This is a genomic window from Chryseobacterium luquanense (assembly GCF_026460945.1).
Lineage (GTDB): Bacteria > Bacteroidota > Bacteroidia > Flavobacteriales > Weeksellaceae > Chryseobacterium > Chryseobacterium luquanense.
In genome coordinates, this window is sequence record NZ_JAOVZV010000001.1 from 396,150 (window position 1) to 410,310 (window position 14,161).

Consider the following 14,161-nt stretch of genomic DNA (forward strand, 5'->3'; position numbering starts at 1 on the left):
CAAAGAGAAGTATTAATCTTAGTTTATGTTAAAAATTTAACACAAAATCAATTTTAAACTTAATAAATTATAAGATTCTGTTGCATTTTTCATAATTATAGCGAATATTTTTCACTTAATAAAAAGCCAACATTTCATAAATATTAAAAAAACTAAACATTTATTTTACAAAATCACGTTTAAAACTTAAATTTGTAGGAATGGAAGAATTGGTAGTTTTAGTAAATCCCGAAGATGATGTTTTAGGTTTAATGGAAAAACAGCAGGCTCATATCAATGGTTTGCTTCACCGTGCTTTTTCGGTTTTTTTATTTAACGAAAATGGAGAAATGCTTTTGCAGAAACGTACTTCAGAGAAATATCATTCTCCAAACCAATGGACGAATGCAGTTTGTTCACATCCGAGAATTGAAGAAACTTATCTTGAAGGTGCAAAAAGAAGGCTGAATGAAGAACTCGGAATTGATGCCAAACTTTCAGAAAAATTTCATTTTATTTATAAAGCAGATGTTGGAGGGGGACTTTGGGAGCATGAGCTTGACCATGTCTTCACAGGAATATATAATTCAGAGTTTAATTTAAATAAAAATGAAGTGGAAGAAATTCGCTACATTTCACTCGATAATTTAGATAAAGAAATTTCTGAACATCCAGAACAATTTACAGAATGGTTTAAAATCATTTTGGAAGAATATAAACACCATTTTTAAACACACCGATGAAAAAAACTTTATTAATTGTAACATTTTTACTGAGCATTTATTCATTTTCACAGAAATTAGGAAGTGAACTTTATGAAAGTGAAAATTACTCAATCACAGTGCCCGATACTTGGAAAGCAACGAATGATGAGGGAATTGTAAATATTTTCCCGACTAATCAGATTGGAGCGATTACCATTTCAGAGTATCATGATTTGGAATTGCCAAAAACCGAAGTGAAGAAATTTATTTTGGCGCTGTACAATTCTTCGGATGACGAGAAAAAAGTAAAAAATACAGGAAGCAAAAAAGGATATTCAGAATATGAATATGAGTATTTTGATGAAAAAGAAAAGCTGTTCTGGGTTACAAAATTATATCAGAAAAACACAGATATGTTCCTGATAAGCATTAATTGCCAGGAAAAACACTGGAACGGAAATTATATGAAAGTTTTCAACGAAGCTTTTGAAAGTTTTAAAATTAAAAAATAAATATAATAGTAAACATGAACAAAACAGCATTGTACGACAAACACGTTTCTTTGGGAGCGAAAATAGTACCTTTTGCAGGATTTGAAATGCCTGTACAATATTCCGGAGTAACGGAAGAACACTTTGCCGTAAGAGAAAAAGCGGGATTATTTGACGTTTCTCACATGGGACAGTTTTTCATCGAAGGAGCGGGTGCAAAAGACCTTTTGCAGTTTGTAACGACAAACAATGTAGATGTTTTAGAAAATGGAAAAGCGCAATATTCTTGCCTTCCTAATGAAGATGGTGGAATCGTAGATGATTTAATCGTTTACAAAATGGAAGATGAAAAATATTTTGTTGTTGTAAATGCTTCAAATATTGAGAAAGATTGGAATCACATTTCAAAATACAATACTTTCGGAGCAAAAATGACGAATGCGTCAGACGAAATGTCTTTATTGGCAGTTCAGGGACCGAAAGCTACTGAAATTCTTCAAAAATTAACGGAAACTAACCTTTCTGAAATTCCTTATTATAACTTCACCGTTGGTTCTGTTGCAGGCGTAAGTGATGTGATTATTTCTAATACAGGTTATACAGGAAGCGGTGGTTTTGAAATTTATTTCAACAACGAATCTGCTGAAAAACTTTGGGATGCTATTATCGAAGCAGGTGCCGAAGAAGGAATTATTCCTTGTGGATTGGCTGCAAGAGACACTTTGAGACTTGAAAAAGGCTTCTGTCTTTACGGAATGGATATCGACGACACTACTTCTCCAATTGAAGCCGGTTTAGGTTGGATTACAAAATTTGACAAAGATTTTGTGTCTAAAGATATTTTCGCAAAACAGAAAGAAGTAGGCGTTACCAGAAAATTAGTTGGTTTTGAATTGACAGATAAGGGCGTTCCAAGACATGACTACCCTGTTGTAGATGCAGAAGGAAATGTAATTGGAAAAGTAACTTCTGGAACCCAGTCTCCAATGAAAAAAATCGGTTTGGGAATCGCTTATGTAGACAAGCCTCACTTCAAACTGGGAACTGAAATTTTCATTCAGGTAAGAAACAAAAATATTCCTGCAAAAGTGGTAAAAATGCCATTCGTGTAAGCAGAAAATTTTTAATTATAGAAAAACCGCTTTATCATTTTGATGAAGCGGTTATTTTTTAGAAGCTGATCCGGCTATCCACTATATCTTTTGTGTTACGACTTCTTGTCAAAGTTTCGCAATTCATCCGCCACACAAAAGGATGTCGCTTCTATCCGGGCTAAAATCCGGTCAACCAAATAATATTTATCCGATTGATTCAGACTTTTTGAAAAGTTGTTTGGTTATAAAACACATGTTTTTTGAATTCTATCAATTGCGTTTTGTTTCACACAGTTTGGTTAAGACTTCCGTCAATTGCATTTTGTCTCCCGCAATCTGTTTGGAACTTCCGTCAACTGCGTTTTGTTTCACGCAATCTGTTGGGAACTTCTTTCAATTGCATTTTGTTTCCTGCAATCTGTTTGGAACTTCCGTCAACTGCGTTTTGTTTCACGCAATCTGTTGGGAACTTCTTTCTATTGCATTTTGTTTCCTGCAATCTGATTGGAACTTCCGTCAACTGCGTTTTGTTTCACGCACTCTGTTGTGAACTTCTTTCAATTGCATTTTGTGTCCTGCAATCTGTTTGGAACTTCCGTCAACTGCGTTTTGTTTCACGCAACCTGTTGGGAACTTCTGTCAACTGTGTTTTGTTTCCAGCAGAATTCTTGAGCCATAAAAAAGCCTCACAAGATTCAAAAATCTGTGAGGTTTTTTATTAATTATAGGAGTTGAAATTACTATTCTCCTCTGAAATAATCTTTAAGGCTTGTAACAGTAGCTTTTTCGCTTCCTACAAAAATCTCTTTACCGGTAAGGAAAACCGGACGTTTTAAGAACGTATAATGGTCTAAAATCAATTCTTTAAAATCATCTTCCGTCAATGTTTTTAAATCTAATTCTCTCAATTTGATTTGAGTTGATTTTTTGCTGAACAAAGCTTCATAAGACTTTGTATGTTCGTACATTGCTTCAATTTCCTCTTTCGTTATAGGTTCTTTTTTGATTTCTCTAAGTTCCCATTCTTTAAGATTAAATTGTCCTATTATTTTTCTGCAAGTGTCACACGTATTAAGATAAAATACTTTTTTCATTAAAGTTTTACATTTCTAATGGTTAAATGAAAACTCTGATGTTTTCAATTTACAAAAATACTATTTAATATACTGTTTTAAAAATTATTAAATACCTTTATTGAAATTTAAAATAATGGATAACAAACCTGTTACATTTCAGTTTATTTCTGAACCTTCTGATGTCAATTATGGTGGAAATGTACATGGAGGAAGTGTAATGAAATGGATTGATCAAGCTGGATACGCGTGTGCAACAACATGGAGCGGAAATTATTCTGTAACGGTTTACGTGGGTGGAATCCGTTTTTATGAACCGATAAAAATTGGAGAGATCGTAAAAGTTGAGGCTCAAGTCATCTATACGGGTTCATCGAGTATGCATATTTCGATTAATGTGTTCTCAAGAAATCTTAAACAACCGATTTTTGATAAAAAAACACATTGCATTATTGTTTTTGTGGCAGTTGATGAAAACGGTAAAAAATTACCTGTTCCTAAATGGATTCCTGAAACTAATGAAGAAAAACAGCAGGAAATTTATGCCAAACGTCTGATGGAACTGAGAACACAGATTGAAGATGAAATGAAACCTTTTCTTTAAATTGATGAACCGAAAAGATTTTTTAACCCTTTCTTCACTGGGATTTCTCGGTGTTTCATGTGGAGTTTCAGGAACAAGCCTTTCAACAAAAAATTTGGGAATACAATTATACACTGTTCGAAATGCAATTTCTAAAAATGTAGAACAGACTTTAGAAAAACTGGCTGCATTAAGTTTTAAAAATCTTGAAATTTATGGTTATGATGGAACTTTCTTCGGGAAAACTAAATCTGAGTTTCGAACTATTCTTAAAAATACCGGTTTACAAGTAATCAGTTCACATCACAGAACTGGAGTGACAGACAAAGAAAACGGGACTTTATTACAAAACTGGGAGAAAACTTTAGAAGATCTTAATTTCATCGGGTCAAAATATGCAGTCTGCTCCTATCTTCCTGAAGCTGAAAGAACCATTGAAAATTACCGTAAACTTCCTGAAATTTTAGAAACTGCAGCAAGAGTTTCAAAGCAAAACGGAATTCAATTAGCCTATCACAATCACGATTTTGAATTTCTAAAAATGAATGAGGAAAATAATTATTATGATTTCATTCTAAAAAACACATCAGCTGATTTAGTAAAAATGGAACTCGATCTATATTGGATTTCAAAAGCCGGTTTAGACCCATTAATTTACTTTGAAAAATATCCCGAAAGATTTCCTTTGTGGCACGTGAAGGATATGAAATCTGATACGAAAGAATTTACAGAGATTGGTAATGGAATGATTGATTTTAAAAGAATTTTTGAAGCGAAAGAAAAAGCAGGTTTAAAACATTGGTTTGTGGAGCAGGATTCTAGTGATAAAGATATTTTTGAGAGTATTTCTATGAGTAAAAAATATATTAAGGAAAATGGATTTTTCGTTAGATAAACAACTAATTATTAATAGGATTTACATCCTATCCTTTAGAAAAACGTCCCTTTGGGACTTATACTTATTTCGAACAAACAAAAAACCTTTCAATTAATTGAAAGGTTTTTTTATAATTTAAGAATAGTATTATCTTGCGATGTTTACAGTTCTTGTTTCTCTGATTACTGTAACTTTTACTTGTCCAGGATAAGTCAGTTCATTCTGAATTTTCTCAGAAATATCGTAAGAAAGCTGAGAAGACATTTCGTCATTTATTCTGCTGCTTTCTACCATTACTCTTAGCTCTCTACCTGCCTGAATTGCATATGCCGAAGAAACTCCTTCAAAACTTAATGCTGCAGCTTCAAGATCTTTTAGCCTTTGAATATAAGATTCTAAAACCTGTCTTCTTGCTCCCGGTCTTGCTCCTGAAATCGCATCGGCAACCTGAATAATCGGTGACAATAATGAAGTCATTTCTACTTCGTCATGGTGAGCTCCGATTGCATTAATAACTTCTGGATTTTCACCGTACTTCTCTGCCCATTGCATTCCCAAAAGTGCGTGTGGAAGTTCAGATTCCTGTTCTGGTACTTTTCCGATATCGTGTAAAAGACCTGCTCTTTTTGCTAATTTTACGTTTAGTCCTAATTCAGCAGCCATTGTTGCAGCAATATTGGCAACTTCTCTTGAGTGCTGTAAAAGGTTTTGTCCATAAGAAGAACGATATTTCATTCTACCAACGATTTTAACCAATTCTGGGTGCAATCCGTGAATTCCAAGATCGATAATGGTTCTTTTACCCACTTCGATGATTTCTTCTTCGATTTGTTTTCTTGTTTTTTCAACAACTTCTTCGATTCTTGCAGGGTGAATTCTACCGTCTGTTACCAATCTGTGAAGTGATAATCTTGCAATCTCTCTTCTTACAGGATCGAAACATGAAAGAAGAATTGCTTCCGGAGTATCATCAACAATGATTTCTACGCCCGTAACTGCTTCTAAAGCACGGATATTTCTACCTTCTCTACCGATAATTCTACCTTTTACTTCGTCAGATTCTATGTTGAAAACAGAAACTGAATTTTCAATTGCCTGTTCTGTACCGATTCTTTGAATAGTCTGAATAACGATTTTTCTCGCCTCACTTTTAGCATTCAATTGAGCTTCTTCCATGATACTCTGAACGTGCGCCTGAGCTCTGGTTTTAGCTTCAGCTCTCATGGTTTCTACCAATTCTGCTTTAGCTTCTTCAGCTGTGTAGTTTGAAATTTTCTCAAGCATTTCAACTTTTCTAGCCGTTGCTGAGTCAAGGTCACTTTGCTTTTTCTCTAAAATTTCATTCTTCTTAGCGTAATCAGCTATTTGTCTGTCAAGATCTTTTTCTAATTTCCCAGCTTTGCTAAGCTCATCATTTAGTTTATTTTCTTTGTCTTTAGTTCTCTTCTCAGCTTCCTGCATTTTCTTTTCACGTACCTGAATGTCTGCATCGTGCTGAGATTTTAGTTCTAAGAATTTTTCTTTAGCCTGAAGATTTTTTTCTTTCTTTATAGATTCTGCCTGTAAATTAGCTTTCTCTAATAAATTATCTGCATTTTTCTTAGCATCGTCGATAATAAATTTAGCCTTTGTATTTAGTGAGCTTTTAGAGAAAACCATCCCTATCACAGCTCCTATAACCAAACAAATCACGCCTACTATTATGGCTGTTGTCATATATATATTTAGTTTTAATTGTCTTGTTTAAATAAAATAAAAAAAGCCTACAATAATCCAGTGATATAGAGTAAACTCCTAATCTCCACGATTTGAACTGATTTCTATCGTCTGTAATCCTGCAAGCAGGCGCGCCATTCGATAGACATTTGTCCGTTAATTGTTTAGCGTTGAGTTTACCTTTAATGTGTTAGAATTACTGTAGGCAGGTCTTTGGAAAAAAAATCTATTTTCCTATATCGTTCAACGACTGATTAATTTTTGTTAGTCTTTCGTTGGTTGACTTTATATTTTTATCATGATTCAGAGCAACAACCTCTGCATTGGTTCCTAATTTTAGGGCACACATTGCCAAAGCATCCTGTTTATCTCTTACATCAAAATTCTGTTCAAAATCTTTAATCATATTTTCAATTTGCTTCCCTACTTTACGCAAAGTTTCTTCTTCTGCTGCGGGTACATTCAGCGGATATACTCTTCCTGCAATATTGATGGTTATTCTCCTTACCTCCATTATAATCCACTGTTTTGAAGCTGTGCAATACAAAAGTCTACTTCTTTTACCAATCTGTTGATATGGTTTTTCATGAGTCTGTTGTGTTCAGGATTTCCTGATATTGCTGAATAAAGCTTTATATTTTTCTGTTCTTCTGCTAATACCTGATTTTTCTTTCTTTCCGCATCATATTTCACCTTCAATTCGTTATGCTCTTTATTTAATTCCGAAAACATTTCAGATAAATTTTGATGACTTTTTTGAAGATTCAAAATCTTTTTTTCTAATTCTGAAAAATTATTTTCTAATTCTTGAAGCATTTCAGGTTTATAAATATTCTAACTATTAGCAAAAATAGGAAAATATTGGTACTAATAAAAATTATTATCTCTATATTTTGATTAAAACAAAAAAGGAGATGCCAAGCAACTCCTTTTAATATTAATTTTTCATTATATTATTCAAATTTCAATACAAACATGATTGCTCTTGTCTGTAGTGTAGATACTGCTGCAGACCAATAAGGAGGCGTTGTAGCATTATCTGCTACCATTTCGTTATTCATAAAGAACGTTCCTCTTACAGCCGGAGTCAATTTAAATTTATTAAAGTAAAACTGAATACCCATCTCTGCAGACCACGCAAAATTATGCGTTGTAGATCTGAAAGTCTGTTGTTGATTATCCTCTACAGAACCTGAATTAGACTGTAAATTAACAATATAATTCACACCCGCTGCAATATATGGTCTAGAGTTGTACCATCTTTCTCCGTGAAATTCCAAAAGCACAGGGATATCAACCAAAGTAGATTTAATATCTCTATTTCTATCTTTATCAGTTAATAATATAGGATTAAAAGGTGCATTTGTTAAGCTTCCATCTCTATATATGTCATTTGATTGAGTATTGAAAGTCAATTGTCTTTGAGCAAACTGCAAACCCGGTTCTAATCTTACATCTAAGTAATCATTCATTCTGAATTTTGCAATAAGACCTGCTCCGAAGCTTGTACTTTCTTTTGAAGATACTAAATTATGATTTTCATACATTCCGTATCGAGGATCAAGCACAATTTTATAGTCTATCATATTTGCATTCAAATAAAACCCCCAACTGACTTTTTTCTGGTCAAAGTCTTCCAACCTGTCCATCCTGTCTTGAGTTCTAAATTGAGCATTTCCAAGGAATGCAATATTAACTGAGGCTAAAACCAGAGCTTTTAATAGAAATTTATTCATAGGTTATTTTGTTGCTTTATAAATTGTGGCTATACCTAAACTTAGTTTTTTGTATTCTACTTTTTTAAATCCTGTATCTAAAAGAATTTGTCTCATTTTTTCTCCAAACGGAAATGCATTTACAGAATCGGGAAGATAAGTATATGCTCTATTATCTTTAGAAATCAATCTTCCGATTGCCGGTAATATATTTTTAAAATAAAACATATAAAATGGCCCTAAAAACCCTTCTACTTTCGAAAACTCAAGAATATAAACGCTTCTGTTTTCTTTTACAACTCTTCTTAGTTCTGACAATCCTTTATTTAGATTTTCAAAATTCCTTACTCCAAAAGCAACGGAAACAGCATCAAATCTATTGTCCTCGAAAGGTAAATTTTCTGCATCTCCCTTTTGCATAGAAATTTTGCCGTCTAAATTAAGTTTTTTTATTTTAATAACGCCAACATTTAACATTTGTTGCGATAAATCTAATCCAACTACCTTTGCACCTGTTCCTTTTTCAACGGCAATGGCTAAATCTCCGGTTCCTGTAGCAACATCCAGTGTTTCTTTGGGATTATCGTAATTCATCCATTTTACCAATTTATTCCTCCAGAGTACATCTATCTTCATAGATAATACGTGGTTTAGCAAATCGTATTTAGGTGCAATATTGTCGAACATGTCCTCTACCTGACTCTTTTTGCTAGATTCAGAATTGTAGGGCGTTACTTGGTTGATATCTTTTGTCAAAACTTAAAACTTGTAATATTCTTTATAATAATTAAGATAATCCTCTTTGCGGAAAATCTTTGAGCGGGATTCTACTTTCTGAATATTTTTAATCAATTGATCATAATCTTCATCTACATTAAAATAAAAGTCATCTGTATACAGTTTATTAAAATGTTTCGCACCGCCATAATAATCTTTTCCGTCAATCTTAGTCTTATCCAACGCCAAAAGTAATGAATCTTTTTTAAGATTGTACCCATAATATTGATCATTGATATAATAATCTTTGTGAGCAATATTTAAAAGACCACGAACTTTCTTTACCTTAAAGGCAGAATCGTAAAGCATTTTCTTATTTTGATCAAATACTTTAATTGAGTTTTTTCCTTTATTTAAGTCTACTTGCACAAACTGTCCTGCCGAAATAATTCCTTCAGAACCATTATTTATTTTAAAATAATAAGTATTTGGAGTAGGATTATCTACCAAATAATAATTTTTTTTAGCCAAAAAGAAATTATAAATAGCAAAAGCACCGATAAATACCACTAGGGCAATAAGTAAACCTTTTAAAGACGGGTTGTTTTTCATAGATTGTCAGAAACAATTTTTGCAAATTTAATAATATTTTTAATTCTTTCTTATTAATATTAATTATTAACTTTGCATCTTTAAAAAATTACATAAACGAATGCCGAATACGATCATTATTGGTTCCGGATCTTACCTACCGAATAGAGTAATTGGAAGAGACTTTTTCATGGATTCAGAGTTTTATTCAGAAGATGGTGTTAAAATTGACAAACCTACTGAAGAAACTATTTCAAAATTTGTAGAAATTACTGAAATTGAAAACAGGCGATTTATAGATGAAGACCTTTCAAACTCACAAATCGGTTTTGAGGCGGCAAAAATCGCTATTGCAGATGCAAATGTAGATCAGGAGGAACTTGATTATATTATTTATGCAAGTAATTTTGGTGAAGTTACTGTAAATGGATATGTTGATTTTATGCCAACTATGGCAGCAAGAGTTAAGAATAAATTAGGCATCAAAAATAGAAAATGTATCACTTATGATATGGTTTTCGGATGTCCGGGATGGGTAGAAGCAATGATTTTGGCTGATAATTTAATTAAAGCAAAAGTAGCTAAAACAATTCTTGTAATCGGTGGCGAAACTCTAAGCAGAGTTACCGATCCTTACGATAGAAATAAAATGATTTTTGCAGACGGAGCCGGAGCTGTTATAGTAAAAGCAACTGAACAGGAAAATGTAGGAATTATCGCTCACAACACTATCTGTGACAATGGTATCGAACTAAATTATCTTGCAAACGGACCATCTATCAACAAAGAAGCAGATCAAACACGTTTATATGTAAGAATGTTGGGAAGAAAAATTTATGAGTACGCTCTTAAAAATGTTCCTACTGCCATTAAAGAAACAATTGATGAGGCAGGATTATCTATAGAAGACATTGATAAAATTTTAATTCACCAAGCAAATGCAAAGATGGATTATGCAATGATAGATAGACTTCACAAATTATATGATGTAAAAGATTATGACCATGCTGTATCTCCCATGACTGTTCAGGATTTGGGAAATACTTCTGTTGCCACAATTCCAACAATGTTTGATTTAATAATTAAAGGAAAAATGGAAGGTCATTCGTTTAAAGATAAAGGTAACATTGTCATGACTTCTGTGGGAGCAGGAATGAACATCAATGCTATCGTTTATAAATTTCCTTAAACTTAAATAATTTAACAAGATATAGAAGCACAAAGGGTAATTTTCTTTTGTGCTTTTTTTATAAAATTCAGTTATGCAAAGAAATTTTTTAATTATTGCCGGAATTTTCCTTTTAATGGAAATCTATATTTATCAGGCAATAAGAACGTTGACCGATAATTTTTGGATAAAATTAGGCTATGTTATCGTGTATTTGGGAGTTTACGGTTTATTCGCTTACGAAGTCCTGAATTTCCAAAGAAGTGACAGAGATTCACACAGACCGCATTTAATCAGTATTTTATTCTTAGTTTTTATTCTTCCAAAAATATTTGTTGTTTTATTTCTTTTGATCGATGACATTTTCCGTACGGGAAATTATTTGGTAGGATTTACACGTTCTACTGAAAATTTCTTTCCAGAAAGACGTAAGTTTTTAAGTTTAGTAGGATTAGGTTTAGGCGGAGTTCTTTCAGGTTTGTTTATTGACGGAATTACTTTCGGAAAATACAGACACAAAGTAAGAAAGGTAAAATTAAAAATTGCCAATCTTCCGAAAAGCTTCAAAGGTTATAAAATTATTCAGATTTCAGACGTCCATAGTGGAAGTTTCGATGACCCTAATAAATTGGCTCATGCGATTGATTTAATTAACGAACAAAAACCTGACCTAGTGCTCTTTACAGGAGATATGGTGAATAATGTTTCGGATGAGTTTAAACCTTTCATTCCGTTGTTTTCAAAAATCACTGCAAAAGATGGAAAACTTTCTGTTTTAGGAAACCACGATTATGGAGATTATGTAACATGGAAATCTCCTGATGAAAAGAAAAACAACCTTGATACTTTAATTGATTATCAGAAGCAAGCCGGTTTTGATATGTTGAGAAACGAAAACAGAGTCATTGAAAAAGACGGCGAAAAATTATACATTTTAGGAGTAGAAAACTGGGGCTTAAAACCTTTTCCACAGTTTGGCCAAATTGATAAAGCCTTAGAAAACGTACCACAAAATGCCGCTAAAATTTTGATGAGCCACGACCCTACTCATTTTGATTACGTTGTTAAAAAGCATCCTGCAAACATTTCTTTAACACTTTCCGGTCATACTCACGGAATGCAGTTTGGTCTAGATTTAAAAAATATTAAATGGTCTCCGGTTCAGTATAAATATCCAAAATGGGCAGATCTGTATGAAAGTGAAGGAAAACTATTGTACGTTAATCGTGGTTTCGGAGTTTTAGGCTATCCAGGAAGAGTGGGTGTTTTACCTGAAATTACACTTTTGGAATTATCCTAAAATTATGATGAATGTTTAAAGTTCAAAGTTGCACATTAACTTTGAACTTTGAACTTATAATTTGGAACTAAAAAATATAATCTTTCATTCTTGAAGTCGCCAATTCTTTTTCATTAATCCAAAATAAAAAAGCTTCAAGCTTATCTTCCATCTTTTTGCCCAAATTATAGCTTCTGTAGAACGGAATTTTAAACTGATATTTGTTCATATCGGTAAATTGCCACGAATCAAGATAGACCAAAACAAAGTCATCCTTCTTCAATGTTTCAAAAACCATATTTTGATAATACTGCATTGGCAAAGCCTGAAAAACAAAATCATTATACGGCAACTGACTGTATGGAGAAATACTTTCCGGAACAATACTCAATCCATTCTCTTCAATAATTTCTGAGCTTCTTTTTAAGCGTTTAAAAGGAAATAAAATATCTGCATTGTCAATATTTGAAATATAATTGAAACCGATAGATTTTAATTCTTCTAATGAGAACTGATGATTTTTTTGTCGGATTCCTTTAATCTGTTTTTCTAAAAAATTCTGAACAGATTTTTTCACTTCATCAATTTTTTCCAGATTGGAATCTTTATTAAAAAAAGCAATTTCATGCCCTTGAGCTGAAATTGCTTTTAATAGATTTTGAAGTTTTTCTGCGATAGAAATCTCAATAAAAAAACTTGCTTTTATTTCGTGAATATCTAAAATTCTTAGAATCGCTTTTGTATTACTTTCAGTAATTTTTAATCTTTCTTCATCAGAAATATCTGTACTTTTTTTAGTTTCGGCTTCAATATTTACAATGTTAAAAGTAAGTAATACCATTCAATTTAAATTTAGATAAAATTTATAATTAATTAAAAATCAATCGTTAAAATAATATTTAATTAAACCCATACTTGAAGTAAATTAATTCTTATTTAATTTTACTTTAAGATTCTTGATCATATCTTTTGACATTTCAGTAATCCCGAAATCGTAAGATAATCCCCAATCTTTTTTCGCAACAGAATCATCAATCGAAGCAGGCCAAGAATCTGCAATTGCTTGTCTGAAATCTGGTTTATAATCAATTTCAAATTCAGGAATTTCGTTCTTAATTTCTTGTGCCAATTCTTTTGGAGTGAAAGACATTCCGCCCAAATTATAAGAAGAACGAACCGTTAAATTCTCTTTTGGAGCATCCATTAATTTTAAAGTTGCATTGATCGCATCGTCCATATACAACATCGGCATTCCTGTATTTTCAGAAATAAAACTTGTATATTTTCCTTCTTCAATTGCTTCGTAAAAAATCTCAACTGCATAATCTGTTGTTCCTCCACCTGCAGGAGTTTTCCATGAAATCAAACCAGGATAACGAATACTTCTTACATCTACTCCATACTTATCAAAATAATACTCACACCATTTTTCACCTGCCATTTTTGAAATTCCGTAAACTGTTGTAGGATTTAAAACAACCTCCTGGCCAACATTTTCTTTTGGAATTCCTTTCCCAAAAACAGCAATAGAACTAGGCCAAAAAATCTTTTTAAGTAAACCTTCTTTAGCCAATTCACAGAAATGAAGAAGTGGTTCAAGATTTAATTTCCAAGCGAAAATAGGCTGCTTTTCTGATGTTCCGGACAAAAGTGAAGCCAAGTGATACACCGTAGTAATTTCGTAGTCTTTAATCACCTGTCTTACCAACTGTGTATTGGTAACATCCATTCTTTCGTAGTAACCTGCAGAAGTAAGACCTTTTTGGTATCTGTCAAGACCTGAAGCAACTACATTTTCAGCTCCGTGAATCTCAACAAGTCGGTTTGTAAGTTCAGTTCCAATCTGCCCTAAAGCACCTGTAATCAATATTTTTTCCGTATAGGACTCCATTTTTATTTATTATTAGTTGATTGAAAGCAAAAGTAAATATTTTGATTACGATGAGAAAACAAAATTGTGATTTAGGATATAATTTTTATCATCTTTTGATTTTAAGTTTAAAACACTCTCATTTTCAATTGCTAAAGTTCAAATTAATACCTGAAATAATTTTTAATTTATATCTCGCAGATTGAGTAGATTATGCAGATTAATTCAATAAAATCTGCTTTATCCGTTTAATCTGCGTGAGGATTAGTTTTAGCAAAATAAAATTAGCCTGAAAAAATTCTAT

The 14,161-nt window shown here is 32.4% G+C and carries 17 protein-coding genes; 7 read left to right on the forward strand and 10 right to left on the reverse strand.

What is annotated here, in order from left to right; translation table 11 throughout:
• The first annotated feature begins 200 nt into the window (after positions 1 to 200).
• The 3 genes from idi to gcvT are packed head-to-tail and all read left to right on the forward strand — an operon-like array spanning position 201 to position 2,286.
• The gene (gene idi / locus OEA66_RS01840) at positions 201 to 710 is read left to right on the forward strand and encodes an isopentenyl-diphosphate Delta-isomerase (protein WP_267279746.1); all 510 of its coding nucleotides are present in this window, start codon (positions 201 to 203) and stop codon (positions 708 to 710) included.
• An 8-nt stretch (positions 711 to 718) separates the two neighbouring features.
• A complete protein-coding gene (locus OEA66_RS01845; RefSeq protein ID WP_267279747.1) occupies positions 719 to 1,195 on the forward strand; it encodes a hypothetical protein in 477 nt (158 codons plus the stop codon).
• A 14-nt stretch (positions 1,196 to 1,209) separates the two neighbouring features.
• Positions 1,210 to 2,286, forward strand: coding sequence for a glycine cleavage system aminomethyltransferase GcvT (gcvT, locus tag OEA66_RS01850; RefSeq protein ID WP_267279748.1), 1,077 nt, complete (start codon positions 1,210 to 1,212; stop codon positions 2,284 to 2,286).
• A gap of 334 nt (positions 2,287 to 2,620) precedes the next feature.
• On the opposite strand, the gene OEA66_RS01855 is transcribed toward gcvT, so the two are convergent.
• Together OEA66_RS01855 and OEA66_RS01860 are read right to left on the reverse strand one after the other, a co-directional pair.
• The gene (locus OEA66_RS01855) at positions 2,621 to 2,788 is read right to left on the reverse strand and encodes a hypothetical protein (RefSeq protein ID WP_267279749.1); all 168 of its coding nucleotides are present in this window, start codon (positions 2,786 to 2,788) and stop codon (positions 2,621 to 2,623) included.
• A gap of 220 nt (positions 2,789 to 3,008) precedes the next feature.
• Positions 3,009 to 3,362: an arsenate reductase family protein gene (locus OEA66_RS01860; RefSeq protein WP_267279750.1), complete on the reverse strand. Its 354-nt coding sequence runs from the start codon at positions 3,360 to 3,362 to the stop codon at positions 3,009 to 3,011.
• A gap of 115 nt (positions 3,363 to 3,477) precedes the next feature.
• Between OEA66_RS01860 and OEA66_RS01865 the strand changes: the two genes are divergently transcribed.
• Together OEA66_RS01865 and OEA66_RS01870 are read left to right on the forward strand one after the other, a co-directional pair.
• Positions 3,478 to 3,945: an acyl-CoA thioesterase gene (locus OEA66_RS01865; RefSeq protein ID WP_267279751.1), complete on the forward strand. Its 468-nt coding sequence runs from the start codon at positions 3,478 to 3,480 to the stop codon at positions 3,943 to 3,945.
• A 4-nt stretch (positions 3,946 to 3,949) separates the two neighbouring features.
• Entirely contained in the window at positions 3,950 to 4,819 is an 870-nt protein-coding gene (locus tag OEA66_RS01870) for a sugar phosphate isomerase/epimerase family protein (protein WP_267279752.1), read from the forward strand.
• 129 nt (positions 4,820 to 4,948) lie between these two features.
• On the opposite strand, the gene rny is transcribed toward OEA66_RS01870, so the two are convergent.
• The 6 genes from rny to OEA66_RS01900 all read right to left on the reverse strand — a co-directional run bounded on the left by rny (position 4,949) and on the right by OEA66_RS01900 (position 9,561).
• Positions 4,949 to 6,517 (reverse strand): ribonuclease Y, encoded by a 1,569-nt coding sequence (gene rny, locus OEA66_RS01875; protein WP_267279753.1) that lies wholly within the window; start codon positions 6,515 to 6,517, stop codon positions 4,949 to 4,951.
• A 226-nt stretch (positions 6,518 to 6,743) separates the two neighbouring features.
• Positions 6,744 to 7,031, reverse strand: coding sequence for a cell division protein ZapA (locus tag OEA66_RS01880; protein WP_267279754.1), 288 nt, complete (start codon positions 7,029 to 7,031; stop codon positions 6,744 to 6,746).
• A complete protein-coding gene (locus OEA66_RS01885; RefSeq protein ID WP_267279755.1) occupies positions 7,031 to 7,333 on the reverse strand; it encodes a hypothetical protein in 303 nt (100 codons plus the stop codon). The genes OEA66_RS01880 and OEA66_RS01885 overlap by 1 nt, the downstream gene beginning before the upstream one ends.
• 137 nt (positions 7,334 to 7,470) lie before the next feature.
• The gene (gene porT / locus OEA66_RS01890; RefSeq protein ID WP_267279756.1) at positions 7,471 to 8,253 is read right to left on the reverse strand and encodes a type IX secretion/gliding motility protein PorT/SprT; all 783 of its coding nucleotides are present in this window, start codon (positions 8,251 to 8,253) and stop codon (positions 7,471 to 7,473) included.
• A gap of 3 nt (positions 8,254 to 8,256) precedes the next feature.
• The gene (ubiE, locus tag OEA66_RS01895; protein ID WP_267279757.1) at positions 8,257 to 8,988 is read right to left on the reverse strand and encodes a bifunctional demethylmenaquinone methyltransferase/2-methoxy-6-polyprenyl-1,4-benzoquinol methylase UbiE; all 732 of its coding nucleotides are present in this window, start codon (positions 8,986 to 8,988) and stop codon (positions 8,257 to 8,259) included.
• A gap of 3 nt (positions 8,989 to 8,991) precedes the next feature.
• On the reverse strand, positions 8,992 to 9,561 hold the full coding sequence (locus tag OEA66_RS01900; protein WP_267279758.1) for a hypothetical protein: 570 nt from the start codon (positions 9,559 to 9,561) through the stop codon (positions 8,992 to 8,994).
• 100 nt (positions 9,562 to 9,661) lie between these two features.
• Here OEA66_RS01900 and OEA66_RS01905 point away from each other — a divergent pair, with 100 nt between their 5' ends.
• Together OEA66_RS01905 and OEA66_RS01910 are read left to right on the forward strand one after the other, a co-directional pair.
• Complete coding sequence (locus OEA66_RS01905) at positions 9,662 to 10,729, forward strand: 3-oxoacyl-ACP synthase III family protein (protein ID WP_267279759.1); 1,068 nt, start codon at positions 9,662 to 9,664, stop codon at positions 10,727 to 10,729.
• 73 nt (positions 10,730 to 10,802) lie between these two features.
• Positions 10,803 to 12,008 carry a metallophosphoesterase gene (locus OEA66_RS01910; RefSeq protein WP_267279760.1) on the forward strand — a complete coding sequence of 402 codons (1,206 nt, stop codon included), beginning with the start codon at positions 10,803 to 10,805 and terminating at the stop codon, positions 12,006 to 12,008.
• 67 nt (positions 12,009 to 12,075) lie between these two features.
• Here the strand turns inward: OEA66_RS01910 and OEA66_RS01915 are convergent, their stop codons facing one another.
• Together OEA66_RS01915 and OEA66_RS01920 are read right to left on the reverse strand one after the other, a co-directional pair.
• Positions 12,076 to 12,828, reverse strand: coding sequence for a polysaccharide deacetylase family protein (locus OEA66_RS01915; protein ID WP_267279761.1), 753 nt, complete (start codon positions 12,826 to 12,828; stop codon positions 12,076 to 12,078).
• 84 nt (positions 12,829 to 12,912) lie between these two features.
• Entirely contained in the window at positions 12,913 to 13,878 is a 966-nt protein-coding gene (locus OEA66_RS01920; protein WP_267279762.1) for an NAD-dependent epimerase/dehydratase family protein, read from the reverse strand.
• Positions 13,879 to 14,161: the final 283 nt, after the last annotated feature.

Bases quoted from the DNA above. Each gene is read 5' to 3' on its own strand.
- OEA66_RS01860 (WP_267279750.1), bottom strand. From the start codon at position 3,362: ATGAAAAAAGTATTTTATCTTAATACGTGTGACACTTGCAGAAAAATA.
- OEA66_RS01910 (WP_267279760.1), top strand. From the start codon at position 10,803: ATGCAAAGAAATTTTTTAATTATTGCCGGAATTTTCCTTTTAATGGAA.
- OEA66_RS01880 (WP_267279754.1), bottom strand. From the start codon at position 7,031: ATGGAGGTAAGGAGAATAACCATCAATATTGCAGGAAGAGTATATCCG.
- rny (WP_267279753.1), bottom strand. From the start codon at position 6,517: ATGACAACAGCCATAATAGTAGGCGTGATTTGTTTGGTTATAGGAGCT.
- OEA66_RS01900 (WP_267279758.1), bottom strand. From the start codon at position 9,561: ATGAAAAACAACCCGTCTTTAAAAGGTTTACTTATTGCCCTAGTGGTA.
- OEA66_RS01865 (WP_267279751.1), top strand. From the start codon at position 3,478: ATGGATAACAAACCTGTTACATTTCAGTTTATTTCTGAACCTTCTGAT.
- OEA66_RS01920 (WP_267279762.1), bottom strand. From the start codon at position 13,878: ATGGAGTCCTATACGGAAAAAATATTGATTACAGGTGCTTTAGGGCAG.
- porT (WP_267279756.1), bottom strand. From the start codon at position 8,253: ATGAATAAATTTCTATTAAAAGCTCTGGTTTTAGCCTCAGTTAATATT.
- OEA66_RS01905 (WP_267279759.1), top strand. From the start codon at position 9,662: ATGCCGAATACGATCATTATTGGTTCCGGATCTTACCTACCGAATAGA.
- OEA66_RS01845 (WP_267279747.1), top strand. From the start codon at position 719: ATGAAAAAAACTTTATTAATTGTAACATTTTTACTGAGCATTTATTCA.
- OEA66_RS01885 (WP_267279755.1), bottom strand. From the start codon at position 7,333: ATGCTTCAAGAATTAGAAAATAATTTTTCAGAATTAGAAAAAAAGATT.
- OEA66_RS01915 (WP_267279761.1), bottom strand. From the start codon at position 12,828: ATGGTATTACTTACTTTTAACATTGTAAATATTGAAGCCGAAACTAAA.
- gcvT (WP_267279748.1), top strand. From the start codon at position 1,210: ATGAACAAAACAGCATTGTACGACAAACACGTTTCTTTGGGAGCGAAA.
- idi (WP_267279746.1), top strand. From the start codon at position 201: ATGGAAGAATTGGTAGTTTTAGTAAATCCCGAAGATGATGTTTTAGGT.
- OEA66_RS01870 (WP_267279752.1), top strand. From the start codon at position 3,950: ATGAACCGAAAAGATTTTTTAACCCTTTCTTCACTGGGATTTCTCGGT.